This window comes from Halococcus agarilyticus (genome assembly GCF_000334895.1).
Taxonomy (GTDB): Archaea; Halobacteriota; Halobacteria; order Halobacteriales; family Halococcaceae; genus Halococcus; species Halococcus agarilyticus.
The window spans coordinates 1-21629 of the sequence record NZ_BAFM01000025.1 but is presented as its reverse complement, the minus strand read 5'-3'; the positions used below and the strand labels follow the sequence as shown (position 1 = coordinate 21629).

Sequence of the window (21629 nt, the reverse complement as noted above, 5' to 3'; positions counted from 1 at the left end):
CCTCACCGACGAACTCTCGGCCGTCGCCCGGCCGACGGCGAACGACGCGCCCACCCTCGTACGATCTCATACGGGTGGTCGTTACCCGAACCGTCGCAAGTACGTTATGATTCTCGAATACGAGATGGGGTTGGCGGTGTCGGCGGTTGGATGGCCGATCGGCGTCGCGGTGGGCCAGCGCGACGCCGCCTGGTCTCACTTTCCGTAGCGGCGCTGGCGATTCTGGTAGTCCCGGAGCGCCCGGAGGTAGTCGCGTTTCCTGAAATCGCGCCAGTTGACGTCGGTGAAGTGGAGTTCCGAGTAGACGGACTGCCAGATCATGAAATCGGAGAGTCGCTCCGCGCCGGTCTTGATGACGAGGTCGGGGTCTTCGGGGAACACCAGCCGCTCCTCGATCGCGTCGCCGTCGATGTCGCCGGCGGTGAGCGTGCCGGCCTCGACCTGAGTCGCGACCCCGCGTACTGCCTCCGCGAACTCGTGTTTGCCGCCGAGACCGATGCTCACTTGGATGGGGGCGTCGGCGCGCTCGGCGTCGTCGGGTCCCCGGACCGCGAGCTCGCGCGGCGCATCACACCGCTCGAAGACTCGTCGGATGGTGGGCACAGCACCAGTATCGAGCACGCTGACGTACACCATCACGCGGTCGGCCCCGTACTCGAACGCCCACGCAAAACAGTCCTCCAGGGTTCGGTACGCACCTCCCTCCAGGAGGTCGCGCTCGGCGATGACCAGCGCGATCCGCGCAGGCAACGGAGCCGGGTTCCGGCGGACCCGTGCGGCGAGATACCGGTCGTAGAGTCCCACACGCCGACTACTCGCGGCGCGCGCCTAAAACTCACGGCTCGTGTGCGGAACTCGCCGCTCGCCGCACCACACCCGCCGGTTCCGGTGGCTTCGGGAGTGTTAAGTGGCCTTCGGGAAAACGACGGGCAGTGACCCACCCTGTCCGGCGGGCGGGCGGGTTCGCGCTCGTCGGCGCGCTCTCGCTCGCCGCCCCGTTTCTCGGACGGGCGGCCGCCGCGCCGTTCGTCGTCGTCGCGGGGCTCGCGGCCTTCGTGATCGACGACGGGCGGGTGTTCGAGCTGTTCGCTCGCTCGGGCGACCGCGAGGAGCGCACCCTCTACGGCCTCGCGGGCTTTTCGCTCGCGGCCGCCGGGCTCGCGCTGTTCGCCTCCCTCTTCACGATGCCGACGTTCGTGTTCGTGGCGAGCGTGCTCGTGCTCTCGGGCGGCAACCTCGTCGAGGCGGTGGTTCGGGTGTGGCGGGGGACGCCGATCGCGGGCGTCGTCGGGTTCGTGGTCGGCGGGACGCTCGCGGGCACGGCGGGCCAGCTCGTGGTCGGGCTCGTCGCGCCCACGCCGTCGCCAGCGCTCGCGATCTTCTACGCCGCCAGCGGAGCGCTGCTCGGCGCGCTGGTTCGTTCGGTGCTGTTCGAGCGCGACGATCCGCTCGTCCTCTTCTCGGCGGGACTCCTGCTCTGGCTGCTCGCCGAGCTCTCGCCGTCGGTCCCCGCGACCGGGATCGGCGTCGCGCTCGCGGTCACCGCCGGGTTCGGCTATCTCGCGTACGCGCTCGACACCGCCTCGATCCCGGGAATGTTGACGGGCGTGCTCTCGGGACTGCTGATGATCGTGCTCGGCGGGTTCGGCTGGTTCGCGCTGCTGATCGCCTTCTTCGCGGGCGGCGGGCTCGCCACCAAGTTCCGGTACGATCGGAAGCGCCAGCGCGGCATCGCCGAGGACGACGGCGGCGCGCGCGGCAGCGGGAACGTGCTCGCGAACGCCGCGGTCGCGCTGGGGGCGGTGCTCGGCTACGCCGCGGCCCCGCTCCTCCCCGTCGGCGGCGAGCTGTTCCGGTTCGTCTTCGCGGGTTCGATCGCCGCCGCGATGGCCGACACGCTGTCGAGCGAGATCGGCGGGCTCTACGACACTCCCAGACTCATCACGACGCTCGAACCCGTGCCCCCGGGGACCGACGGCGGCGTGACGTGGCAGGGCGTGGTCGCAGGGCTCGGCGGCGCAGTGGTGGTCGCCGGCCTCGCCGCCCTCGCCCTCGACGTGACACCGGCGGGCGCGGCGATCATCGCCGCGGCGGGGGTCGCGGGGATGGTCGTCGACAGCCTCCTCGGGGCGCTGTTCGAGGACCGGCGCTTCGACAGCCTGCTCCCGGGTCGGGGCGGCACCACGAGTGTCGGACGGAACAGCGGCTCACTCGGTGGTCTGGAGTTCGACAACCGGACCGTGAACTTCCTCGCGACGCTCGCGGCCGCGCTGGTGTGTGCGGCGCTCGCCGTGGGTGTTGGCCTCGCGCCGCTATGACGACGATCCGCGAGGCGACCCGCGACGATCTCACGACGCTGCTCGCCATCCAGACCGTGTCGCTCGACTCGACGTGGCCCGACCTCCTCCATGCCGGGATCGACGGCCCGCCCCTGGCGCTCGTCGCCGGACGACCGCCGGTCGGGTACGCGCTCGCGATCCCGGGCGACCCCGCCTATCTCGCCGAACTCGCGGTCGCGCCCGATCACCGAGGATCGGGCCACGGCTCGGCGCTGCTCGCTGCGGTCGTCGACCGGGTGGGAGAAAGCGAACTCCGACTCACGACCCGCGCGGACGCCACCCGTGCGAGACGCTTCTACGAGCGCCACGGCTTCGCGGTCGCCGAGCGACTTTCCTGTCACTACGACGGCGACGACGGACTCCTGTTCGTTCGTCAGCCCGATGCGGATTCCTCGTCGACCGCGTCCGAGTCGGCGTCGGACGAGTCCCCCGATGCCGCGTCGGGTTCGTCGTCGGATTCGGGCCGGAGCTGAGCCGCCGTCCGCACCCGGACCCCGGTGGGTTTCTTGACGAACTCGCCCTCCGAGCGTGCGACGATCCCTGCGACGCCGCGCTGGGCGGCGACGTCGAGCACGCGCTGGGTGAGTTCGCCGTCGAGCACCACGCTCGCAGGGACCGCCGTCGCCCCCTCGATCGCGTCGAACGCCTCGCTCGCCGGCGCGTCGGCCACCGTCTCGAAATCGGTGTCGAGCAGCCGGACGCGTCCGGACTCGCCCTCGATGACCGCTCGGACGTGCCCGCGGAGCGTCTCGGGCTCCGGTGTGGCGTCCGACTCGTCGGCCGGTGTGCCAGCCGCCGGTTCGGTGGCGGTTCCGCCGGTTGCGTCGTCGGCGTCGACCGTCTCGGTCGACCCGGTCGATTCGGCCGATTCGGTCGCCGCCCCACCCTCGGCTTCGACCGTCGCACGTGCTGCGTCGCTCTCGGCCGAGGGCGACTGGGCCGACTCGACACCGGCTGTCGCGGTCGACTCGTCGGCGGTGTCGCCCGTCGTTGTCGGGGTCGCGTCGAGGGTGGCGTCCGGACCGGTCGCGCCGCCAGGCTCGACCGGCGGCGCGGGCTCGGTGCTCTCGGGGGCGGGCCGCGCGCTGCCGTCGGTGGCGGCGACGGCCTCGCGCGGGCTGTTCGCACCCGCGACGAGATCGTAGGCGACCTTCTCGCGGAGCGCCGACAGCGCCGCCTCGCGCGAGAGGTCCTCGACACTTTCTCCTGTGGGCGCGACCGCGACGTAATCGACGTCTCCCACCTGGCCGAGCTCCTTCAGGATGAGGTCGCCGCCGCGGTCGCCGTCGAGGAAGGCGGTCGTCGTGCGCTGCTCGGTGAGTGCGGCCACCGGATCGGGCACGTTCGTTCCCTCGACCGCGATAGCGTTTTTGACGCCGTAGCCCAGCAGGGTGAGCACGTCCGCTCGCCCCTCGACCACGATGATCGCGTCGGTCTCGGCGACCCGCGGCCCGGCCGGCAGCCCCTCGTAGGTGGTTATCTCCCCGGTGCGTGCGCTCTCGCGGACGGCTTCGACGAGTTCCGCCGAGCTCATCGTGGACTCCTCGAACGCGCCGAGCAGCGCCTTCGCGCGATCGACCACCTCGCGGCGTTTGGCGGCCCGGACGTCCTCGATCCGGTCGACGTCGACGGTCGAGCGACACGGCCCGATCCGGTCGATGGTTTCGAGCGATGCGCCGAGGATCGCGGTCTCGACCCTGTCGAGCCCGCTCGCGATGGTGATCCGGCCGAACGACTGGCCGTTCTGGGAGTTGATCGCCACGTCGATCCGACCGACCTTCGAGGCGTCCTGGAGCGTCCGGAGATCGAGATCGTCGCCGAGCAGGCCCTCGGTCTGGCCGAAGACCGCGCCGACCACGTCGTTTCGCTCCACCACCCCCTCGGCGGTGACGTCCGCGTGAATCAGGTACTTCGCTGTGTCCTCCATGATTGTGAACTGCCCCGGCGGGGCGTACTCCGTGAACCGCGTTGAAACCGCGTCACTGATGCAGCAGATATTGCCGGGCCGAACGCATATACCTACCGCCCCGCGATTCCGTGGGAATAACCATCGAAGCGACGAACACCTCCCCCTCCGAGAAGCGATCTCGGTCGCCCGATACCGTGGGGCTGCCCTGTGGTGACCGCCGGCTTCCGGTGGCAACTCCCCAACAATTATGTCGGTGTCGTCGCTCATCCGACGTATGCCGGCGAAGAAATCCGAGTCCCAACGACTCGCCACCACGGTGTCGGAGCTTCTCTATGGCGTCGCTGGCTGGCTACTGGTGGGACTGGGCGTGCTCGGCATCGTCGTGACGTCACTTCGGATCGTCGGCGGTTCCGCGCCGGTGAACCTCGTGGCGTCGGCCGCGATCGTGCTCATCTCCGTGGTGCTCGTTCTCTTCGGTGTGTTCGTGAACCCGCGCTTTCGCCGTCGCCTGGATCGCCGCCACTCGCTCACCCGGTTCGGACGGGTCCGGAGCGTCGACGAGCGCGTTCTCCGCACCGCGGAAGGGCGGACGGAACGGTGTGTGAGCTGTGACTCACGACTGGACCAGGGCCTGGTCCGGCGCTACCGCGAAGAGGTCTGCCTGGCTGGCGTCCCCATCGTCACCAGCTCCGTCGAGCACAACCACTACTGCGTCGACTGCGCCACGACCGAGTTCGCGGGCCCCACCCGCTCGGACGACACCTCGGTCGAACCCGCGGACGAGCAGACGGAAACCGCTCGACCGGCGACCGAGCGACACTGACGAGAATCGGTCCATCGCCGACTCGGTCGCCAGTCGGTTTGTTCCGCGGGCGACGCTCGGGGATCGACGATCAGTCCGCGGTCGGGGCCGCTCGCTGGGTATCCGCCATCGCGAGCACGTCGTCGAAGAAGTCGAGCGAGTCGTGCGGGCCGGGGTTTGCCTCGGGGTGGTACTGGCGGGTGATGACGTCGAGCGCGTCGCTCGCGAGTCCCTCGGGCGTGTCGTCGTTGACGTTGACCTGCGTGACGTCGAGGTCGCCGGGCTCGGTCACGGTGTAGCCGTGGTTCTGGGTCGTCATCACCACGCGGCCCGAGTCGAGGTCCCGGACCGGCTGGTTCACGCCGCGGTGGCCGAACGCCATCTTCTCGGTACTCCCGCCGAGCGCCGCCGCGACGATCTGCTGGCCGAGACAGATGCCCGCAAGCGGGAGTTCACCCGCGAACTCCTCGACGAGCCCTTGGGCGGCCTCGAAGTTCTCGGGATCGCCGGGCCCGTTCGAGATGAACAGGAGGTCCGGCTCGATCGCCCTGACGTCTTCCGGCGTGGCGTCGTACGGGAGCACGGTGACGTCCGCACCACGTTCGAGAAGCGACGACCGGATCGAGCCCTTCGCGCCGCAGTCGATCAGCGCGACCTCGTACGCTCCATCGCCCTCGTAGCGTGCGGGTTCGTCGACGCTGACCGTCGCGCCGATGTCGGTGTGTTCGCTCATCCCCTTGCACCGGTCGAGTTCGGCGAGCGCGTCCTCGGGAGTCGCGTCGGGGCCGGCGGCGATCCCACACTCCATCGCGCCCTCCTCGCGGACGTCGGTCACGACGTCGCGGGTATCGAGATGGTCGATCGCGGGCACGCCCTCCGCTTCGAGCCACTCGGCCACGTCGTCGGTGAGTTCGCGGGCGAGGACCGCCGTGGGCTGGACGTCCTCGGATTCGAACCGCTCGTCCCGCACGCCGTAGTTGCCGATCAGCGGGTACGAGAAGGTGAGCACCTGCTCGGCGTAGGAGGGATCGGTCAGGCTCTCCTCGTAGCCGGTGTAGGCGGTCGTGAACACCAGTTCGCCACGGGCCGTGCCCGGTGCGCGCGCACGCCCTGTCAGGACGTGGCCGCCCTCGATCGCCACGTAGGCATCCGTCATTACGATATGCGTACAGACGCACCCGTAATAACCGTTGTGTTCGAAACAAGGTTACGATATTCGTAATCGTGAAGTGCCGGCGATCGGTACAGCCGGGAATGGACGACCTCGATCGCCGCATCCTGAACGTCCTCCGACGGGACTCCCGGACGCCCTACACCGAAATCGCCGAAGCGGTCGGAACCTCCGAGGGAACGGTCAGAAACCGCGTCGAGCAGCTCGTCGAGGACGGCACCATCGAGCGGTTCACCGTGACCACCCGTACTGGGAACATCAAGGCGATGATCGAGGTCGGGGTCGCGGTCGACGTCGACACCTCGGCGGTCTCGAAGCGGATGACCGAGTGGCCCGAGGTGGATTTCGTCTGGCAGGTCTCGGGCGAGCAGGACGTGGTGCTCGTCGTCGACGCGGCCGATACGGCCGCGGTCAACGCGCTGATCACCCAGGCCCGCGAGCTCGACGACGTCGTGAGCACCAAGACCCGGCTGATCCTCGACGAACGCCGCGGGTAGGATATCGTCAGTCGTCCTCCGGTGGTGCGCCGACACCGGGCGTCGCCCACTCCGGACGGTCGAACTGATCGCTTTCCTCGTGGACGTACCGGTAGAGTCGGCCGATGACCTGGTAGGGCAGCCAGTCGTCGACTCGCGGCTCGACTCGTCCGTCCTTGATCGCTGCAACCACGTTCTCTGGCGTGGGGTCGTCGACGTCGATCGCGGTGTACGCCCGCCCGACCTCCGGCGGGTAGTGGGCGTCGCTGCCGCCGGTCATCGGGAGGCCGTGACGGTCGGCGAGGCGCTCGACCCACTCCCGGGTTCGCGGGTGTTTCCCGTTGACCTCGATGGCGTCGAACGACGCGTCGACCTCCCTCACTGTGGAGTTCCGGTACGGATGAGCGACGATCGCAGCACAGTTCCGGTCGTGGGCGATTTCGACGACCTCCGAGGGGGTGAGCTCCCCGCGAACCGTCTCGGCCGGCGGGTCGGGGCCGACCACGAGCACGTGACCCTTCGTGGTCGAGACCTCGATACCGGGGATGACCGCCACGCCGGCGAGTTCGTCGTCGAACTCCCGATAGTAGTCGTGGTTGGTGGTGGCGACACCGTCGAGCCCACGGAGGCGCGCGGTCCCGGTGAGCAGCCTCGCCCCGAGCGGGTCGTAGGCGTCGCCGAGCCGGCGGTGACCGTGGAAGAATCGTGTGTGTGCGTGGAGGTCGATCCGGTACACGTGGGTCAAAGAACCCGGCAGACCTTTGCTGTTCCGTCCGCAATCGGTGGGCCATGGCCCGACGACCGGGACGCACGCCGCCGATTCGCGGGCGACCCGTCCGCGCTGACGGCGGCCGCGACGCCGATTCTGGAGACGCGTCGCGGGTGCTCGTCCTCAACCCGGTGAGCGGCAGCGCCGATCACGCCGAACGGATCCGCGAGCTCGCCACCGACCACGACTTCGCGGTGCGGGAGACCCACGAGAGCGGCGACGCGATCGACTTCGGGCGCGAGGCGGCGAACGCCGACCTCGTCGCGGCCGCCGGGGGCGACGGGACGATTCACGAGGTGGTGCGGGGCCTCTACGACGCCGACGCGCTCGACTCGACGACCGTCGGTGTCGTGCCAACGGGGACGGGCAACAACTTCGCCGGCAACATCGGCGTCGGGAGCGTTGAGGAGGCGTTCTCGGTGCTCGAAACCGGCGACACGAGACAGGTCGACCTCGGGATCGCGAACGGCCGTCCGTTCGTCAACTCCACGATCGCGGGGCTGACCGCCGACGCGAGCTCCGAAACCACCGCCGACATGAAGGACTCCTTCGGCGTGCTCGCATACGTCGTCAACACGATCCGAACTGCCGCCGACTTCGAGGGGCTCACGCTCGACGTCGAGACCGCCACGGACGAGCAGTCGTGGCACGGCGAGGCGGCGTTCGTCCTCGTCGGCAACGGTCGCCGGTTCCCGGTCGAGGGCCACACCCAGGCCGACATGGAGGACGGCCGGTTCGAGGTCACGATCATCGAGGACCGCCCGACCGGGAAGCTCGTCGGCGAGGCCACCCTCCGGCGGCTGCTGGGCACCGACACGTCGAACATCACCCGGCTCGAAACCGCCGAACTCTCGATCTCGGTCCGGGACGGCGAGCCAGGCACGTTCAGCCTCGACGGCGAGATGCTCTCCGCGCGCGATCTGGACGTCGAAACCGAACGGGGCGCGCTCTCGATCCGGGTCGGCGAGGGCTACGAGATCGACCCGCAGCCCCCGGAGTGATCCATCGATCGCTCCGGGAGTCGAAGCCACTTTGAGGCCCCTCCGCGAGACCCACCCATGAGCACGAAGGAGTCAGCCGACGCAGCGTCCGACACGGCCCACCCGAACGCCGGCCAGGACGTGATCGCGGTCGACGGCGACGACGAACCACAGGGAACGGTCAACCGCCTCGACGCCCACACCGGCGACGGGACCCGCCACCGCGCGTTCACGGTGCTCGTCTTCGACGAGGACGGCCGCATCCTGCTCGCCCAGCGCAGCCCCGAAAAGCGCCTCTGGGACACCTTCTGGGACGGCACCGTCGCCTCCCATCCCGTCGAGGGCCAGACCCAAGTCGAGGCCACCCGCGAGCGCCTGGTCGACGAGCTCGGCATCACCGCCGACCAGTACGAGGAGGTCCGGGTGACCGACCGCTTCGAGTACAAACGCTACTACTACGACGAGGGCGTCGAACACGAGGTCTGCACCGTGCTGAAGGCCACGCTTGCCGATACCGACCTCGACCCCGACGAGAGCGAGGTCGCGGGGCTGCTGTGGGCTCCCTACGAACATCTCCACGAGAACCCGCGGTGGTACCGCCAGCTCCGGCTCTGTCCCTGGTTCGAGATCGCGATGCGGCGCGACTTCTAGAACCCACCTCTTGCTGCGCTCAGTCGCGCTACGCGCTCCCTCGCTGGCTTCGCGCGGCGAAGCCGCGCGAATGGTCCGAGGCGCGTAGCGCCTCGCTAGCAAAATCTGGACCAAAAGCCTCCTCCTTCCCTCCGGAAGAGCGAAGCCCTTCCGTGCTCTCGTTCGCTCCCTACGGTCGCTCACGAGAACTCCGGTCAGTCGTCGGCCCGCTCGCTCCCTTCGATCGCTCGCGGTAGAACTGCTGGCGCTTTCCGCGACCGCACGGCACCCACCTCCGCCATCGCACAGCACCGCCGAAGCCCTCGCTCACTTCGCTCGCTCGCCCTTCATCCGCCAGGTACCCCCACCACACCGCTTCCACCACCGCAACCGCACCGCGACCGCCGGCCGCTGCGGCTCCGATGCAGTCATGAGACCCGACGACACATGGGACTCATGGGCATCGACGAACCCGACATCGGTCCCGAAGCGTTCCTCGACGACGTGGAAATGCGCGTTGGCGAGATCGTCTCCGTCGAGGCGTTCCCCGAAGCACGAAAGGACGTCTACAAGCTCGATGTCGACTTCGGCGGCGAAACACTCCAGTCGGCCGCCGGGCTGACGCGCTACGACCGCGAGGAACTCCTCGGTCGCCAGGTCGTCGCAGTCGTGAACCTCGGCACCGTTCAGATTGCGGGCTTCGAGAGCCAGTGTCTCGTGACCGGGGTCGACGCGGCCGACGGCGACGGCGTCGTGCATCTCCAGCCCGAATCCGATGTCGAGAACGGCGCGCGGGTGTACTGATCGGGAGCGCGGGGATCGATCCGCTCGGCAACGCTTATTCGTCGTTCCCTGATAGGACGCGTATGCAGACCCACATCGTGCCGGTCGGGTTCGACTACGACCGGCTGATCGCGCCCCTGGTGCGCGACAAACTCGACGTCGATCACGTGATCCTCCTCGAAGGCGCGGTCGGGAGCGCCGCGAACGTCGAGTACTCCCGCAATCTCGCGGCGAAGCTCGAACAGGACTTCCGGAACCTGCTCGGTGCGGACACCGAGCGGTTCGTCGTCGACGACGTGTACGACTACGATGCGGCGTTCGAGCAGGCATACGAGATGATCAACACCGAGCTCGACGCCGACCGGGAGGTCTGGGCCAACATCAGCGCGATGCCTCGCACGGTGAGCTTCGCCTTCGCCACCGCCGCCCACTCGATCGGCGTCGAGCGCAGCGAGGACCGCGGCCGGATCCACACCTACTACACCATCCCCGAGAAGTACTTAGAAACCGAACTCGCCGAGGAGCTCCACAGACAGATCGACCTCCTCGCTGACCTCGCGGGCGAGATCGACGACGAGCGGGTCGACGAACGCCTCCAGAGCGCGCGCGACCTGCTCGCGGAGTTCGACGAGCGCGGCACCACCATCGGCGCGAAGGCGGTCGACGGCAGCCACATCATCGAACTCCCGGTGGCCTCCTTCTCGAACGTCAAACCGTTCGAGGAGCTGATCCTGTTCAAACTCGGCGAGGACGGCCCCTTCGAGAGCGTCTCCGAGCTCGCCCACGCGCTGGCGAACGAACTGAGCGAGGAGTACACCGACAGCTTCCGGTCGAAGGTGATCTACAACGTCGACCGACTCGGTCCCGGCGGGAAGGGGTACATCGAGCAGGACGCCCACGGCAAATCCCACCGGACGCGGCTCTCGCGCATCGGCGAGCTGTGGGTGCGCTCGCACGCGGACGGCGAGGTGCGAGCGGAGTGAGCACCTCGAAAACGCGAGCGGCGGAGCCGCGAGCAGGGAAAATCCGAACGGAGTGAGGATTTCCGAACGACCGATCGCCACGCAAACGACACCACTCAATCGCCAGCGGCGGCCGTCTCCGGCCAGCTCCGTGGAAAGCGTGCCTCCTCGGACGACGGGAACGCCCGAGCGTAGAGATCACGGGCGAGCGTTTCGATCTCGGCCAGGCGATCGGCGCTGTCGTCGGTGCAGTCGGTGCCACATGCCGCGTGGATCGTTTCCGAACCGAGCCGCTCGTAGCTGAGCCGGCCGTGACACCGCGGACAGCGGATCGCGACGTGGGCCAGCATCCAGTCGGCGTCGTGCTCCGCCTCGCGAACCCGTGCGCTCAGCGCGAGCCAGACGATCGTATCCGGTTCGTGCGGGCCGCTCGCCGCCCGCTTGAGTCGCCGGAGCCAGAGCGCGACCGTCCGATAGAGGTCGGCGTCCGCCGACCCGTGGCGCTGGTGGCTGCGGCGAAAGTGTGCGAGCAGCGCGCGCCGCGACGACCGCACCGCCCCCGCCGTGAGTTCGCCGTCGAGCTCGTCGCCGTCGACGATCCCGTCCGCGACGGGTGCGCGGAGCGAGCGGCCACGCTCGTCGTAGTGGCGTCGTTCGGAGAGCTGTGCGCCGGTCTTCGGACAGAAGGCGGTTGCGCCGATCATTTCGTTCCCTCCACCGGGATCGCACTGTCGAGCCGGCGTAAGCGAGCGGGCCGGATTGCCGGAAGTTCCGCGGTGGGCCAGATCACAGCCAGCCGAGCATCCGAGCGATCGTGAGCGCCGTCGCGACGATCACGAGGGCCAACTTCACGAGGCGAAGGTAGCGGTAGGCCCGCGAAACCTCGTCCGCGTCGGGCGTGGCGTCGCCGTCGCCGGCAGCGAGTGATCCGAGGCGGCGAGCGCGGGCGCCGAGTGATTCGGGACTGTCCATACAGCTGGACTATCGGGCTGACCTACTGAACGCGCGCGTCGGACTTCCGGAACTCCCTGTCAATCCCGAAGTCGATAGGTTCGTCCACGACCCTCGCCTTCCTTCACGACGAGGTTGTAGTGGGCGAGCTTCGAGAGGTGGTTGCGGACCGTTCGATCGGTCTTCGGCTCGTCGACGCGCGCGGCGTACGCCTCGTAGAGGTCGCCTGGCGCGATCGACCCGTGCTCCTCGACGATCCCGTAGAGCGCGCGCTGGTGAGGGGTGAGCTGATCGACGTGTTTCCGCTGGACCGCGGTTCGGCCCGCCGGGATCGCCGCCTCGATCGTCGCGGGCGTGATCGTCGCGGCCCCGTCGCGTTCGGCGCGTCTCGCGGCGTTGCGGAGCACGGTGATCGCCACGCGGGCGTCGCCGGCGGCCGCGTCGGCGATCCGCGCGAGCCCGTCGCGATCGATCGCACCGTCGTCGAGCCCCCACCGAACCCGGTCTTCGAGGATCGAAACGAGTTCGTCGACCGCGTACTTCTCGAACCTGATGCGGGTCGCGCCGTGGAGCCGCGAGACGAGCCGTTCATCTAGTCGTGCGAACAGTTCGGGCTCACGGTTGGCGATCAGCACCATCGAGATCCCCGGAATCCGGTATAGATCGTAGAGCACGCGCTCGTCTTCGAGCTGGTCGACCTCGTCGAGAATGGCCACGAACGGCGGGCCGTCGTACGCTTCGAGCCGTTCGAGAAGCTCGTCGGTCGGCGTCGACTGGCGGTGAACGTCGTAGGTCGGGCCGATGGCTTCGAGGAGGCGATACAGCGCGCGAAACCTGGTGTAGTCCTGCCAGCAGTTGACGTACTGGTGAGTGAGGTCGATCACGCTCTCGCGCAGCCGATCGACCGCAAATCGTGCGAGACAGGTCTTGCCGGCTCCCGAGGGGCCGAACAGGAGCGCGGTCTCGGCCGGCTCGTCCCGCGTCACCGGGTCGAGCGCGCGGGTCAGCGCGTTCATCTCCGAATCGCGATGCCCGACCTCGTTCGGGATGAACTCGTCGCGGAGAATGCGGGCATCCTGAATCACACCCGAGACGTGCCGGCCGAACGAGCATAAATGGAACCGTCGGGTTTCCAGTTTTCCGAGCGGTGGTTCCGCCGACGATCGCCGTCCGTCCGCCGAGCGGCGCTCCCCACTACCGCTCGGCTTCGAGCTTCTTCACCCGGGTGGCGAGCGCGAGGAACGTCGCGGCGAGCGTCAGCGTCACCGCCGCCGCCGCAGCGAGGTCGTGGGCGACCACCGTGTGATCGATCACGCCGTCGACGAACTCGGCCCGCAGGAGGGTGTGGTGGAAATCGCCGACCAGCGGCGCGAAGTAATCGACCACGTCGTTGACCCCGTACCACGCCACGGCGACCGCGACCGCGCCGACCGGAAAGTCCGCGTAGCGGTGGATCACGAACCCCTGGAGGGCCATCGCGAGGTGGCTGAAGACGAGGAACCAGTAGAGCCACGTCGCGATGCCACCGGGACCGTTGAGAACGAGCTGGACGAACGGCGTCCAGAGGCCGAGCTTGAGACACCCGAAGAAGGCGAGTGCGTGGAGCCACTCCGGATCGTGGCCGAGCTTCCACGCGGCGAGGCTGAGTGCGATGAACAAGGTTGCCAGCGGACTGTCCGGAACGAACGGCCACATCACGATCGGTGTCTGCGCGAACTGGACCCGGTAGTACCAGAAGCCGAACGCCGTGCCGACGAGGTTCACGGCGACGACGAGCCACACGAGCCGGAACCCGAGGTCCTCGATCGTGCGCGGCACCGGCGCGACGTACCACGGCAGCGCGTCGCGGTCGGGAACCCGCCCGTCGAGAATTCGACCGAACGGGCCGATGCCGCCTTCTCCGGCCATTGAGCGGGGGAGGGGTGGCCGCGGCAAAACGGTGGCGGTCCGATCGGGTGATGAACTACCGTCGGGACCGCCGAACAGCCTCGACCGCCGTCAGTCGAGCGCGGCGTCGATCGCGCGATCGAGGTCGCGGCGCTGATCGTCGAGATGCTCGATCCCCACCGAGACCCGGATCAGGCCGTCGGTCAGTCCCGCTTCGAGACGTTCCTCGCGCGGGATCGCGGCGTGGGTCATCGCGGCGGGCTGTTCGATCAAGCTCTCGACGCCGCCGAGCGACTCCGCGAGCGTGAACACCTCCGTCCCCTCGACGACCGCGCTCGCCTCCTCTAGAGTGCCGTCGAGTTCGAAGCTCAACATCCCGCCGAAGTCGTCCATCTGCCGTGCGGCGAGGTCGTGGTAGGGATGGGAGTCGAGACCCGGGTAGTATACGTCGCTCACGTCGGGATGGTCGTCGAGCCACGTCGCGAGCGCGCGGGCGTTCTCGCAGTGGCGATCCATCCGCACCGGGAGGGTCTTGGTTCCCCGGAGAACGAGAAACGCGTCGAAGGGGCCAGGCGTCGCGCCGACCGAGTTCTGGTAGAACCCGATCCGTTCGTCGAGGTCGTCACTATCGACCACGAGCGCGCCGCCGACCACGTCCGAGTGCCCGCCCAGATACTTCGTCAGCGAGTGGCTGACGATGTCCGCGCCGTGTTCCAGCGGCCGCTGGAGATACGGCGTGGCGAACGTGTTGTCGACCGCACACAGCGCGTCGTGCTGGTGGGCGATCTCCGAGAGGGCGGCGATGTCGACCACGCGCATCAGTGGATTGGTGGGGGTTTCGAGCCAGAGGAGTTCGGTGTCCGGCCCCATCGCCGCCGCGACGGCCTCGTGATCGGTGGTGTCGACGAAATCGAAGGTGAGGTCGTACTCCTCGTAGACCTGGGTGAACAGACGATGTGTCCCGCCGTACACGTCGGCTCCCGTCACGACGTGATCGCCCGCTTCGAGCAGATTCAGCACGGTGTTGATCGATCCCATCCCGCTCGAAAAGGCGCGGCCGTGAGCACCTCCTTCGAGGCTCGCGAGGTTGGCTTCGAGGTCGGTGCGGGTCGGGTTCCCCGTCCGGGAGTACTCGTAGCCACGGTCCTTGCCGGGAGCGTCCTGGACGTACGTGGAGTTCGCGTGGATCGGCGTCATCAGCGCGCCCGTCTCGGGATCGGGTGCCTGGCCGGCGTGGATCGCGCGGGTCTCGATGCGGTCGTCGTGGTCGTCACGATCCTCGCGATGCCCATCGTCGTTCGTCATAGAGGGACATCGACCGCAGGGTGTGTGACTCTTTTCTTCGCCGCCGAGCACACACGGGCGAACGGAGCAATAAAAGAACCCTCCGAAGGCGGCAGTATGGTGGCGACACTTTCCGTAGAGGCAACGTTGGCGTGGTTCTACAGCATTATCCGTTACACACGCGAACGTCCGGGTGCTGCCATGCCACGAATCGAGACCGACGACGGGACCGAGGTGTTCGTGCGCGATATGGGATCGGGCGATCCGATCGTGTTCGTCCACGGCTGGCCGCTCAACCACCGGATGTTCGAGTACCAGTACGAGGCGTTGCTCGACGCGGGCCATCGGTGTCTCGGGGTGGATCTCCGGGGCTATGGCCAGTCGGACAAACCCTACGGCGAGTACAGCTACGACCGCTTCGCCGACGATCTGCGGGCCGTCATCGACGCCCTCGACGTCGAGGGTGCGACGCTCGCGGGCTTCTCGATGGGCGGCGGCACCGTGACCCACTACATGAGCCGTCACGACGAGGCGGGCGTCGAGAAGTTGGCGCTGCTCGGCGCGGCCAGCCCGTGTCTCACCGAGAAGCCCGACTTCTCCGAGGGACTTTCGGACGAGGAGATCGATCCGCTCGTCGAGGGCGCACGGAACGACCGCCCCGCGATGAACGCGCAGTTCGGCGAGATGCTTTTTCACCAGATGCCCTCCGAGGAGTTCCTCGACTGGCTCTGGAGTCTCGCCATGCAGGCCTCCCAGTACGCGACGGCGACCTCCGCCGAGACCTTCCGGGACGAAGACCTGAGGTCCGACATGGCCGACATCACCGTCCCCACGAAGATCTGCCACGGCGTCAACGACGAGATCTGTCCGTTCGACATCACCGCCGAGGTGCTCCACGAGGGGATCGACGACGCCGAACTCGTCCGGTTCGAGGACAGCGGTCACGGCCTGTTCTACGAGGAACGCGGGAAGCTCACCGACGAACTCCTCGACCTCACCCGGTAGGAAACCGAGCCGATTGGCGCTTGCCGTGTCTCCATCCGAACGCGATCACCCTTCCCACTCTTCGAAGTCGTCGTAGATCCCAGTCGAGTGAACTCTGCAAAGATCGGGAACAGCTCGTCGGTAGTCGATCGGAGTCGCGGGTGTTGTCCGTCTCGTTTCGGTTCCCGAACGCCCGGTAGATCGATTGCCGGAAAGATATAACCGAATCGGGGATGTAGTATGTCCATGACCATCGTCCGCGACGACGACGTGCTCGGTGGCGAACCCCACATCGAGGGAACGCGGATCGCGGTTCGTCACGTCGCCTCGCGGGTCGTCGACGCCGGCCACCACCCGGCACACGTCGCCGACCAGTTCGACGTCTCGCTCGCCGAGGTGTACGAAGCGCTCTCGTACTACTACTCGAACGCCGACGAGATGCGAACGTACAGGCGCGAAAACGCCGATGCCTTCGAACGGGTCCGCGAAGGCTCGTTGAAGCCAAAAGAGCCCGTTCAGTGAGCGACACGCCACCCGTCCTCCTCGACGAACACGTCGGTCGGGTCTTCGAGCGCGTGCTCGACGAGCGTGGCTATCGCGTGATGCAGGCCAAAGACCGCTTCGGCGAACGGACGACCGACCGTAGATTGCTCCTGTGGTGTGGGGAGAACGGCGTCCTGCTTTGCACGAACAACGCGAAGGATTTCGAACCGCTGCACCGCGAAGTGGACCACGCGGGGCTGTTGCTGTTCTACGACCAGCGGCTCCCCGACGACGATCCGGAGGGGTTGGCGCGAGCCGTCGACGAAGTGATCGAACAGTACGGCACTGAAGGTATCACGAACGAGCTCGTCGATCTCGGGCTGTGGCACGGCTGGCTTCACGAGTAGCTCTCGCGCCGAAATCGACGTTGCCCGATCTCCAGCGGGGGCGAATCACCCTTCCCAGTTCTCGAACTCGTCGTAGATCCCCTTCGAGAGATAGCGCTCCGAGGAGTCGGGGAACACCGTCACCACCGTGTCGTGAGGGGCGTCGATCTCACCATTCGAAATCCGCTCGGCCACGTCGCGGGCGGCGACGCTCGCCATCCCCGCGCTCGCCGCCACGAGGTGGCCCTCCTCGCGCGCGAGCCGCTTGAGTTCGTCCTGGGCGGTGCGATCCCCGACTCGAATCACTTGATCGACGAGTTCGGGATCGAACAGCTCGTTCTTCGAGGGATCGTGCGTCCCGATCCCCTCGGTCTTGTACTCGCCTTCCTCGACCTCGCTGCCCATGACCTCCGCGTAGCGCGATCCCTGCGGCTCGACCGCGGCCACGACGGTTTCCGGGTGCTGCTCGCGGGCGTAGCGTGCGAGTCCCATGAGCGTCCCCGCCGTGCCACAGCCCGCGACCACCGCACCCACTTGCCCGTCGAGCGCGTCGTGGATCTCGGGGGCGGTGGTCGCGTAGTGCGCCTCGGCGTTGAGCGGGTTCGAAAACTGCTGGGGCACGACCGCGTTCTCGTGTTCGGCGGCGAGCTCGTCGGCCCGATCGATCGCACCGCCCATCCCGTCGTCGGTGGGGGTGTTGACGACCGCCGCGCCCAGCGATCGCATCAGCTGCTGCTTTTCGAGGCTGAACCGCTCGGGAACCACGAACACCGCCTCGACGTCCAGCTGGGTGGCGGCGAGCGCGATCCCGATCCCCGTGTTCCCCGCCGTGGGTTCGATCACCGTTCCGCCCGGTTCGAGGTCGCCGCGATCGAGCATCGCTTCGAGCATGTACTGCCCGATGCGGTCCTTGACGCTCGCGCCGGGGTTGAACGATTCGAGTTTCGCGTACACCGGGACTGCATCGGGGGCTGCGTGGACGCGAACCAGCGGGGTCTCGCCGATGGTCTCGTTCACCGAGTCGAGCGGTGCTCGATGCGTCGTCATCGGTCGTGCGGGAACGCGGAGCTGGCTTCGGCGGTCCGGTCCGGGGACATGAGCGGTATCATCGTTACGACTGAGGCAGTATTCGCGCGGGCGACGTTTGGTCCTTCTGCCTTCGGCAGCCGAACGATCTGTGGCCGAAGAGGAGGGTTAAGTGCGTCGGGCGGCAACTCCGGTCATGGCCGACGAGACCGACTTGGAGGAACTGAAGCGCGGTACCGACCTCGTGAAGCGCGGGTTCGCCCGGATGCAGCAGGGCGGGGTCATCATGGACGTCGTGAACGCGGAGCAGGCGCGGATCGCGGAGGACGCCGGCGCGGTCGCGGTGATGTCGCTTGAAGCCGTCCCCGCCGACATCAGAAAGCGCGGCGGCGTCGCACGGATGGCCGACCCCGCCGACGTGACCGAGATCATCGAGGAGGTGTCGCTCCCGGTGATGGGCAAATCGCGGATCGGCCACACCAAGGAGGCCCAGATCCTCGAAGCCACAGGAGTAGACATGATCGACGAGTCCGAAGTGCTGACGCCCGCCGACGACGAGTACCACATCGACAAGCGCGAGTTCACCGCGCCGTTCGTCTGCGGCGCGCGCGACCTCGGCGAGGCACTCAGGCGAATCGGCGAGGGCGCGGCGATGATCCGGACCAAGGGCGAGGCCGGCACCGGCGACGTCAATCAGGCAGTCTACCACCAGCGCGCGATCAAGGGCGCGATCCGCAAGCTCGAAGGCATGAACCACGAGGAGCGCGAGGCCTACGCCCGCGAGATCGAGGCTCCCGCCGACCTCGTTCACGAGACCGCCGAGGCCGGCCGGCTGCCCGTCGTGAACTTCGCCGCCGGCGGGATCGCCACGCCCGCCGACGCCGCGCTGATGATGCACCACGGCTGTGACGGCATCTTCGTCGGCTCGGGCATCTTCGGCGCGGAGAACCCCGCCGCGATGGGCGAGGCGATCGTCGAGGCCACCAACTCGTGGGACGACCCCGAGACGCTCGCGGGGATCGCCACGAACGCCGGTTCGGGAATGAAGGGCGACGCGAACGCCGACCTCGCCGAGGAGGAGAAGCTCCAGGGTCGCGGCGTCTAGTCACCCACTTTTTTTACAAGGGGTCCTCGGTCGCTCGCTTCGCTCACTCCCTCGAACCCCTTCCAAAAACCTGGACTAAAAACATCCGCTCACTCGCGCCCTGCGGGCGCTCGTTCACGGTAGGACTGCTGGCGCTCTTCCGCACCGCCTCCGCACAGCACCGCAGAAGCCCTCGGCCCGCGGAGCGGGCCTCGCCCTTCATCCGCCAGGCACGGTACCCGAACCGCACCGCCGCCGCACAGCACCACCCGAGCCCTCGGACGCTCCCGTTGGTCGCCTCCTCGCCCTCGATCCACCAGGAGCCGCAACCGCCCGCCGCCGCGCTGGCGGGGCCTCCTCGCCCGGATATGCTAAATGTCGATCGGACAGTCGAGCGCCGATACATCTATCCGGGCCGGCTCGGTATCGGCGAGCATGTCGGAAAGAAACGACGTCCCGGAGTGGGTCACGTTCACCGAGGGTGAGGAGGTCAGGTGGGAGGGCCACCCCAGCCTCCGGCTCGTCCTGCCGTCGATCCTGTTCGGGATCGCGCTCGTGATCGCCGGGATCGTGTTGACGGCCGTCGTCCTGACCGAACCGCCGGCCCGGTGGCTCCCTCTCGTGGGGGTTCCGATCGGGCTCGCGATCGTCGTGTGGGCGTACGTCTCCCAGCGGAGCACCCACTACATCATCACGAGCGAGGAAGTCTACCGCAAGACCGGGATCGTGAACCGCAACGTCGCCCAGGTCAGACTCGATCGGGTCCAGAACACCACCTACGAACAGTCGGTGCTCGAACGCCTGTTCTCGTACGGCCACATCACGATCTACACCGCCGGTTCGGACACGATGGACGTCTCCTTCGACGGCGTCTCCGATCCCCAGGAGGTCAACCAGGCCCTGACCGAGGCGCTCGATAATATTGCTTCCGGAGAACGAAACGGACTCTGATCTGAGGCCCTAATGGATCGTCGCGCCCCGTCCGACTCGCGTCGGGTACGCGCGCGCATCGATCCCGCGAGCGGCGAACGCGTCGAGCATCGCGCTCGCGATCCGCCGCCGGTCGTCTGCCCCGCAGGCCGCGAGCACGCCCGGTCCCGCACCGCTGACGGTGACCCCTGTCGCCCCCGCTTCGAGTGCTGCGGTCCTGACCTCCTCGTAGCCGTCGATCAGATCGGCGCGCGCAGGCGTCACCACCGGATCGTCCATCCCCGTGCCGACGAGTTCCGGATCGCCACGACACATTCCGATCGTGAGCGTCGCAGCCGCACCGACCGTCTCGACCAACTCCTCCATCGTCGCTCCCTCGGGAACCACCCGGCGCGCGTCGCGGGTCGAGACCACGATCTCGGGCAGACACGCCACCAGCGGGATCGCGGTGTCGACCTGTGAGACACCCTCGCCTGCCGCGACCGTGAATCCCCCGAGGATCGCGGGCGCGACGTTGTCGGCGTGGGGAGTACCAGAGACGACCGCCTCGCCCTCGGCCGCGATCGGGACGAGCTCCTCGCGCGTGTGCCCGCGTCCGTAGAGTTCGTTGAGCGCGACCGCGGCGGCGGCGGCGCTCGCGGCCGACGACCCGAGACCAGAGGCCGGCCGCACACCCTTGTCGATCTCGATGTGTGCGGGCGCGTCGAGCGCCTCGGCGACCGCCCCGACGGTGTTCTTTTCGGGGTCCTCGGGGATGTACTGACTCCCGGTGCCCGTGACCTCGATCGTCGTCCGGTCGGCCTTCGCGACCCGAACCACGTCCGCCGGGCGCTCCAGGGCGACGCCGAACACGTCGAACCCGCTGCCGAGGTTGGCGCTCGTCGCGGGGGCCCGGACGGTGAGCATGACCGCGGGTTGTGCGAGGGGGCGCAAAAGGATAGCGGACGGCCGCGTACGGTCTCCCCTCGTTCTCAGGAATCTTCGTCGGCTTCGAGTAGGATTCGTCCTGAAAATGAACTATTGGATTAATACAGTACAAGACGCATAATGGACAAAATCCACCTGGCAGAGGTATTTTCAGTCGACCAAACTCGCAATCATATCTATGACCTCTGTTGTCTCTTCGGGTATTTGTTCCCGATCCATCTTCCTAGCAATCGTTCTTCCGTCGGTGTCTTTTTTATACGCTATCTCATTCGGTTCGAGTGTAGTTATTATTTCTGAATAAACTTCCCCCAAAGCTTTCGCTTTGTCAGGTTCTTTATCATTCTCGCGTATGATTTCTTCAATCCGTTCTTGATTCCCGTCCGTCGCTGACGAGATAGCATCTGGGGCCTCTATGAGGTACGACTCGATACCATATTTTGACCAAGCGTGGAAGTATTCTGGCCTAGTGTGCCACCAAGTATCTGCGTCTTCTCTGTTGATTTTGGTGACGTAGTCATGTACGACATTGCTCGGCTCTTCGCCATGAGAATCAACGATAAACAGATACGGAATTTCAAATGAGTCAAGCAGTTTGACTAAGGAACGGCCGTGCTCTTTCATGTTTCCTTCCCCCTCCAGTTCCACCATTTCAATGCCTCGATCACCAAGATTCAGTCCTAACGTCTGAGCGAATTCCTTCAGGATTATTTTATCCGATCGCCCCTCAACAAACACTACTGCCTCTGACTGAATTAGTCCGCTCTTACTATAACCAAGATCTGAAAGTTCACTTTCTATTTTAGCATCTGGCACGTTCCTTATTTTACTATCCTCCTTACGCTCTATGCGAACGATATCTCCTACTT

General features: G+C 67.2%; 25 protein-coding genes. 13 read left to right on the top strand and 12 right to left on the bottom strand.

What is annotated here, in order from left to right; all coding sequences use genetic code 11:
- Positions 1-195: 195 nt before the first annotated feature.
- On the bottom strand, positions 196-804 hold the full coding sequence (locus tag TX76_RS15390) for an undecaprenyl diphosphate synthase family protein (protein WP_049903662.1): 609 nt from the start codon (positions 802-804) through the stop codon (positions 196-198).
- Between the two features lie 128 nt (positions 805-932).
- Here TX76_RS15390 and TX76_RS15385 point away from each other — a divergent pair, with 128 nt between their 5' ends.
- A complete protein-coding gene (locus TX76_RS15385) occupies positions 933-2318 on the top strand; it encodes a DUF92 domain-containing protein (protein WP_049903660.1) in 1386 nt (461 codons plus the stop codon).
- Positions 2315-2812: a GNAT family N-acetyltransferase gene (locus TX76_RS15380; protein WP_049903659.1), complete on the top strand. Its 498-nt coding sequence runs from the start codon at positions 2315-2317 to the stop codon at positions 2810-2812. Before TX76_RS15385 ends, TX76_RS15380 begins: the two co-directional genes overlap by 4 nt.
- Here TX76_RS15380 and dnaG read toward each other — a convergent pair.
- Positions 2713-4266, bottom strand: a complete 1554-nt coding sequence (gene dnaG, locus TX76_RS15375; protein WP_049903658.1) for a DNA primase DnaG — start codon at positions 4264-4266, stop codon at positions 2713-2715. The genes TX76_RS15380 and dnaG overlap by 100 nt on opposite strands.
- Positions 4267-4522: 256 nt before the next feature.
- On the opposite strand from dnaG, the gene TX76_RS15370 reads away from it, so the two are divergent.
- Complete coding sequence (locus TX76_RS15370; RefSeq protein ID WP_049903656.1) at positions 4523-5071, top strand: hypothetical protein; 549 nt, start codon at positions 4523-4525, stop codon at positions 5069-5071.
- A 70-nt stretch (positions 5072-5141) separates the two neighbouring features.
- On the opposite strand, the gene carA is transcribed toward TX76_RS15370, so the two are convergent.
- Positions 5142-6206 (bottom strand): glutamine-hydrolyzing carbamoyl-phosphate synthase small subunit, encoded by a 1065-nt coding sequence (gene carA, locus TX76_RS15365; RefSeq protein ID WP_049903655.1) that lies wholly within the window; start codon positions 6204-6206, stop codon positions 5142-5144.
- Positions 6207-6304: 98 nt separating this feature from the next.
- Here carA and TX76_RS15360 point away from each other — a divergent pair, with 98 nt between their 5' ends.
- Complete coding sequence (locus TX76_RS15360; protein WP_049903654.1) at positions 6305-6718, top strand: Lrp/AsnC family transcriptional regulator; 414 nt, start codon at positions 6305-6307, stop codon at positions 6716-6718.
- A 7-nt stretch (positions 6719-6725) separates the two neighbouring features.
- Here the strand turns inward: TX76_RS15360 and TX76_RS15355 are convergent, their stop codons facing one another.
- Complete coding sequence (locus tag TX76_RS15355) at positions 6726-7433, bottom strand: CehA/McbA family metallohydrolase (RefSeq protein ID WP_049903652.1); 708 nt, start codon at positions 7431-7433, stop codon at positions 6726-6728.
- 53 nt (positions 7434-7486) lie between these two features.
- On the opposite strand from TX76_RS15355, the gene TX76_RS15350 reads away from it, so the two are divergent.
- From TX76_RS15350 to TX76_RS15335, 4 genes are all read left to right on the top strand, one after another.
- Positions 7487-8467, top strand: coding sequence for a diacylglycerol/lipid kinase family protein (locus TX76_RS15350; RefSeq protein ID WP_049903651.1), 981 nt, complete (start codon positions 7487-7489; stop codon positions 8465-8467).
- Between the two features lie 57 nt (positions 8468-8524).
- On the top strand, positions 8525-9097 hold the full coding sequence (locus TX76_RS15345) for an NUDIX hydrolase (protein WP_049903650.1): 573 nt from the start codon (positions 8525-8527) through the stop codon (positions 9095-9097).
- A 435-nt stretch (positions 9098-9532) separates the two neighbouring features.
- Positions 9533-9880, top strand: coding sequence for a tRNA-binding protein (locus TX76_RS15340; RefSeq protein ID WP_049903648.1), 348 nt, complete (start codon positions 9533-9535; stop codon positions 9878-9880).
- Positions 9881-9942: 62 nt separating this feature from the next.
- Positions 9943-10842, top strand: a complete 900-nt coding sequence (locus TX76_RS15335) for an HFX_2341 family transcriptional regulator (protein WP_049903646.1) — start codon at positions 9943-9945, stop codon at positions 10840-10842.
- Positions 10843-10937: 95 nt separating this feature from the next.
- Here the strand turns inward: TX76_RS15335 and TX76_RS15330 are convergent, their stop codons facing one another.
- The 5 genes from TX76_RS15330 to TX76_RS15310 all read right to left on the bottom strand — a co-directional run bounded on the left by TX76_RS15330 (position 10938) and on the right by TX76_RS15310 (position 14964).
- The gene (locus tag TX76_RS15330) at positions 10938-11525 is read right to left on the bottom strand and encodes a hypothetical protein (protein ID WP_049903645.1); all 588 of its coding nucleotides are present in this window, start codon (positions 11523-11525) and stop codon (positions 10938-10940) included.
- Between the two features lie 82 nt (positions 11526-11607).
- Positions 11608-11793, bottom strand: a complete 186-nt coding sequence (locus TX76_RS15325) for a hypothetical protein (RefSeq protein ID WP_049903643.1) — start codon at positions 11791-11793, stop codon at positions 11608-11610.
- 59 nt (positions 11794-11852) lie between these two features.
- Entirely contained in the window at positions 11853-12857 is a 1005-nt protein-coding gene (locus TX76_RS15320; RefSeq protein WP_049903641.1) for a Cdc6/Cdc18 family protein, read from the bottom strand.
- Between the two features lie 109 nt (positions 12858-12966).
- On the bottom strand, positions 12967-13680 hold the full coding sequence (locus tag TX76_RS15315; RefSeq protein ID WP_049903639.1) for a DUF1405 domain-containing protein: 714 nt from the start codon (positions 13678-13680) through the stop codon (positions 12967-12969).
- Positions 13681-13770: 90 nt separating this feature from the next.
- Positions 13771-14964 carry a cystathionine gamma-synthase gene (locus TX76_RS15310; protein WP_049903637.1) on the bottom strand — a complete coding sequence of 398 codons (1194 nt, stop codon included), beginning with the start codon at positions 14962-14964 and terminating at the stop codon, positions 13771-13773.
- Positions 14965-15144: 180 nt separating this feature from the next.
- On the opposite strand from TX76_RS15310, the gene TX76_RS15305 reads away from it, so the two are divergent.
- The 3 genes from TX76_RS15305 (at position 15145) to TX76_RS15295 (ending at position 16817) form a co-directional block, all read left to right on the top strand.
- A complete protein-coding gene (locus TX76_RS15305; RefSeq protein ID WP_049903636.1) occupies positions 15145-15948 on the top strand; it encodes an alpha/beta fold hydrolase in 804 nt (267 codons plus the stop codon).
- Between the two features lie 225 nt (positions 15949-16173).
- On the top strand, positions 16174-16449 hold the full coding sequence (locus TX76_RS15300) for a DUF433 domain-containing protein (RefSeq protein ID WP_049903690.1): 276 nt from the start codon (positions 16174-16176) through the stop codon (positions 16447-16449).
- Positions 16446-16817, top strand: a complete 372-nt coding sequence (locus TX76_RS15295) for a DUF5615 family PIN-like protein (protein WP_049903634.1) — start codon at positions 16446-16448, stop codon at positions 16815-16817. Before TX76_RS15300 ends, TX76_RS15295 begins: the two co-directional genes overlap by 4 nt.
- A 45-nt stretch (positions 16818-16862) precedes the next feature.
- Here the strand turns inward: TX76_RS15295 and TX76_RS15290 are convergent, their stop codons facing one another.
- Positions 16863-17843, bottom strand: a complete 981-nt coding sequence (locus TX76_RS15290) for a PLP-dependent cysteine synthase family protein (protein WP_049903632.1) — start codon at positions 17841-17843, stop codon at positions 16863-16865.
- A 175-nt stretch (positions 17844-18018) separates the two neighbouring features.
- Here TX76_RS15290 and pdxS point away from each other — a divergent pair, with 175 nt between their 5' ends.
- Together pdxS and TX76_RS15280 are read left to right on the top strand one after the other, a co-directional pair.
- Positions 18019-18927, top strand: coding sequence for a pyridoxal 5'-phosphate synthase lyase subunit PdxS (gene pdxS / locus TX76_RS15285; RefSeq protein WP_049903630.1), 909 nt, complete (start codon positions 18019-18021; stop codon positions 18925-18927).
- 414 nt (positions 18928-19341) lie between these two features.
- Positions 19342-19857: a PH domain-containing protein gene (locus TX76_RS15280; RefSeq protein WP_049903629.1), complete on the top strand. Its 516-nt coding sequence runs from the start codon at positions 19342-19344 to the stop codon at positions 19855-19857.
- 9 nt (positions 19858-19866) lie between these two features.
- Here TX76_RS15280 and TX76_RS15275 read toward each other — a convergent pair whose 3' ends face one another.
- Positions 19867-20742 carry a homoserine kinase gene (locus TX76_RS15275; RefSeq protein ID WP_049903627.1) on the bottom strand — a complete coding sequence of 292 codons (876 nt, stop codon included), beginning with the start codon at positions 20740-20742 and terminating at the stop codon, positions 19867-19869.
- Positions 20743-20913: 171 nt separating this feature from the next.
- Positions 20914-21629, bottom strand: a 716-nt coding sequence (locus tag TX76_RS18195) for a TOPRIM nucleotidyl transferase/hydrolase domain-containing protein (RefSeq protein ID WP_228842403.1), incomplete at its 5' end; no start/stop codon positions are given.

Bases quoted from the DNA above. Each gene is read 5' to 3' on its own strand.
- TX76_RS15380 (WP_049903659.1), top strand. From the start codon at position 2,315: ATGACGACGATCCGCGAGGCGACCCGCGACGATCTCACGACGCTGCTC.
- dnaG (WP_049903658.1), bottom strand. From the start codon at position 4,266: ATGGAGGACACAGCGAAGTACCTGATTCACGCGGACGTCACCGCCGAG.
- TX76_RS15370 (WP_049903656.1), top strand. From the start codon at position 4,523: ATGCCGGCGAAGAAATCCGAGTCCCAACGACTCGCCACCACGGTGTCG.
- carA (WP_049903655.1), bottom strand. From the start codon at position 6,206: ATGACGGATGCCTACGTGGCGATCGAGGGCGGCCACGTCCTGACAGGG.
- TX76_RS15360 (WP_049903654.1), top strand. From the start codon at position 6,305: ATGGACGACCTCGATCGCCGCATCCTGAACGTCCTCCGACGGGACTCC.
- TX76_RS15350 (WP_049903651.1), top strand. From the start codon at position 7,487: ATGGCCCGACGACCGGGACGCACGCCGCCGATTCGCGGGCGACCCGTC.
- TX76_RS15345 (WP_049903650.1), top strand. From the start codon at position 8,525: ATGAGCACGAAGGAGTCAGCCGACGCAGCGTCCGACACGGCCCACCCG.
- TX76_RS15340 (WP_049903648.1), top strand. From the start codon at position 9,533: ATGGGCATCGACGAACCCGACATCGGTCCCGAAGCGTTCCTCGACGAC.
- TX76_RS15335 (WP_049903646.1), top strand. From the start codon at position 9,943: ATGCAGACCCACATCGTGCCGGTCGGGTTCGACTACGACCGGCTGATC.
- TX76_RS15330 (WP_049903645.1), bottom strand. From the start codon at position 11,525: ATGATCGGCGCAACCGCCTTCTGTCCGAAGACCGGCGCACAGCTCTCC.
- TX76_RS15325 (WP_049903643.1), bottom strand. From the start codon at position 11,793: ATGGACAGTCCCGAATCACTCGGCGCCCGCGCTCGCCGCCTCGGATCA.
- TX76_RS15315 (WP_049903639.1), bottom strand. From the start codon at position 13,680: ATGGCCGGAGAAGGCGGCATCGGCCCGTTCGGTCGAATTCTCGACGGG.
- TX76_RS15310 (WP_049903637.1), bottom strand. From the start codon at position 14,964: ATGACGAACGACGATGGGCATCGCGAGGATCGTGACGACCACGACGAC.
- TX76_RS15305 (WP_049903636.1), top strand. From the start codon at position 15,145: ATGCCACGAATCGAGACCGACGACGGGACCGAGGTGTTCGTGCGCGAT.
- TX76_RS15300 (WP_049903690.1), top strand. From the start codon at position 16,174: ATGACCATCGTCCGCGACGACGACGTGCTCGGTGGCGAACCCCACATC.
- TX76_RS15290 (WP_049903632.1), bottom strand. From the start codon at position 17,843: ATGACGACGCATCGAGCACCGCTCGACTCGGTGAACGAGACCATCGGC.
- pdxS (WP_049903630.1), top strand. From the start codon at position 18,019: ATGGCCGACGAGACCGACTTGGAGGAACTGAAGCGCGGTACCGACCTC.
- TX76_RS15280 (WP_049903629.1), top strand. From the start codon at position 19,342: ATGTCGGAAAGAAACGACGTCCCGGAGTGGGTCACGTTCACCGAGGGT.
- TX76_RS15275 (WP_049903627.1), bottom strand. From the start codon at position 20,742: ATGCTCACCGTCCGGGCCCCCGCGACGAGCGCCAACCTCGGCAGCGGG.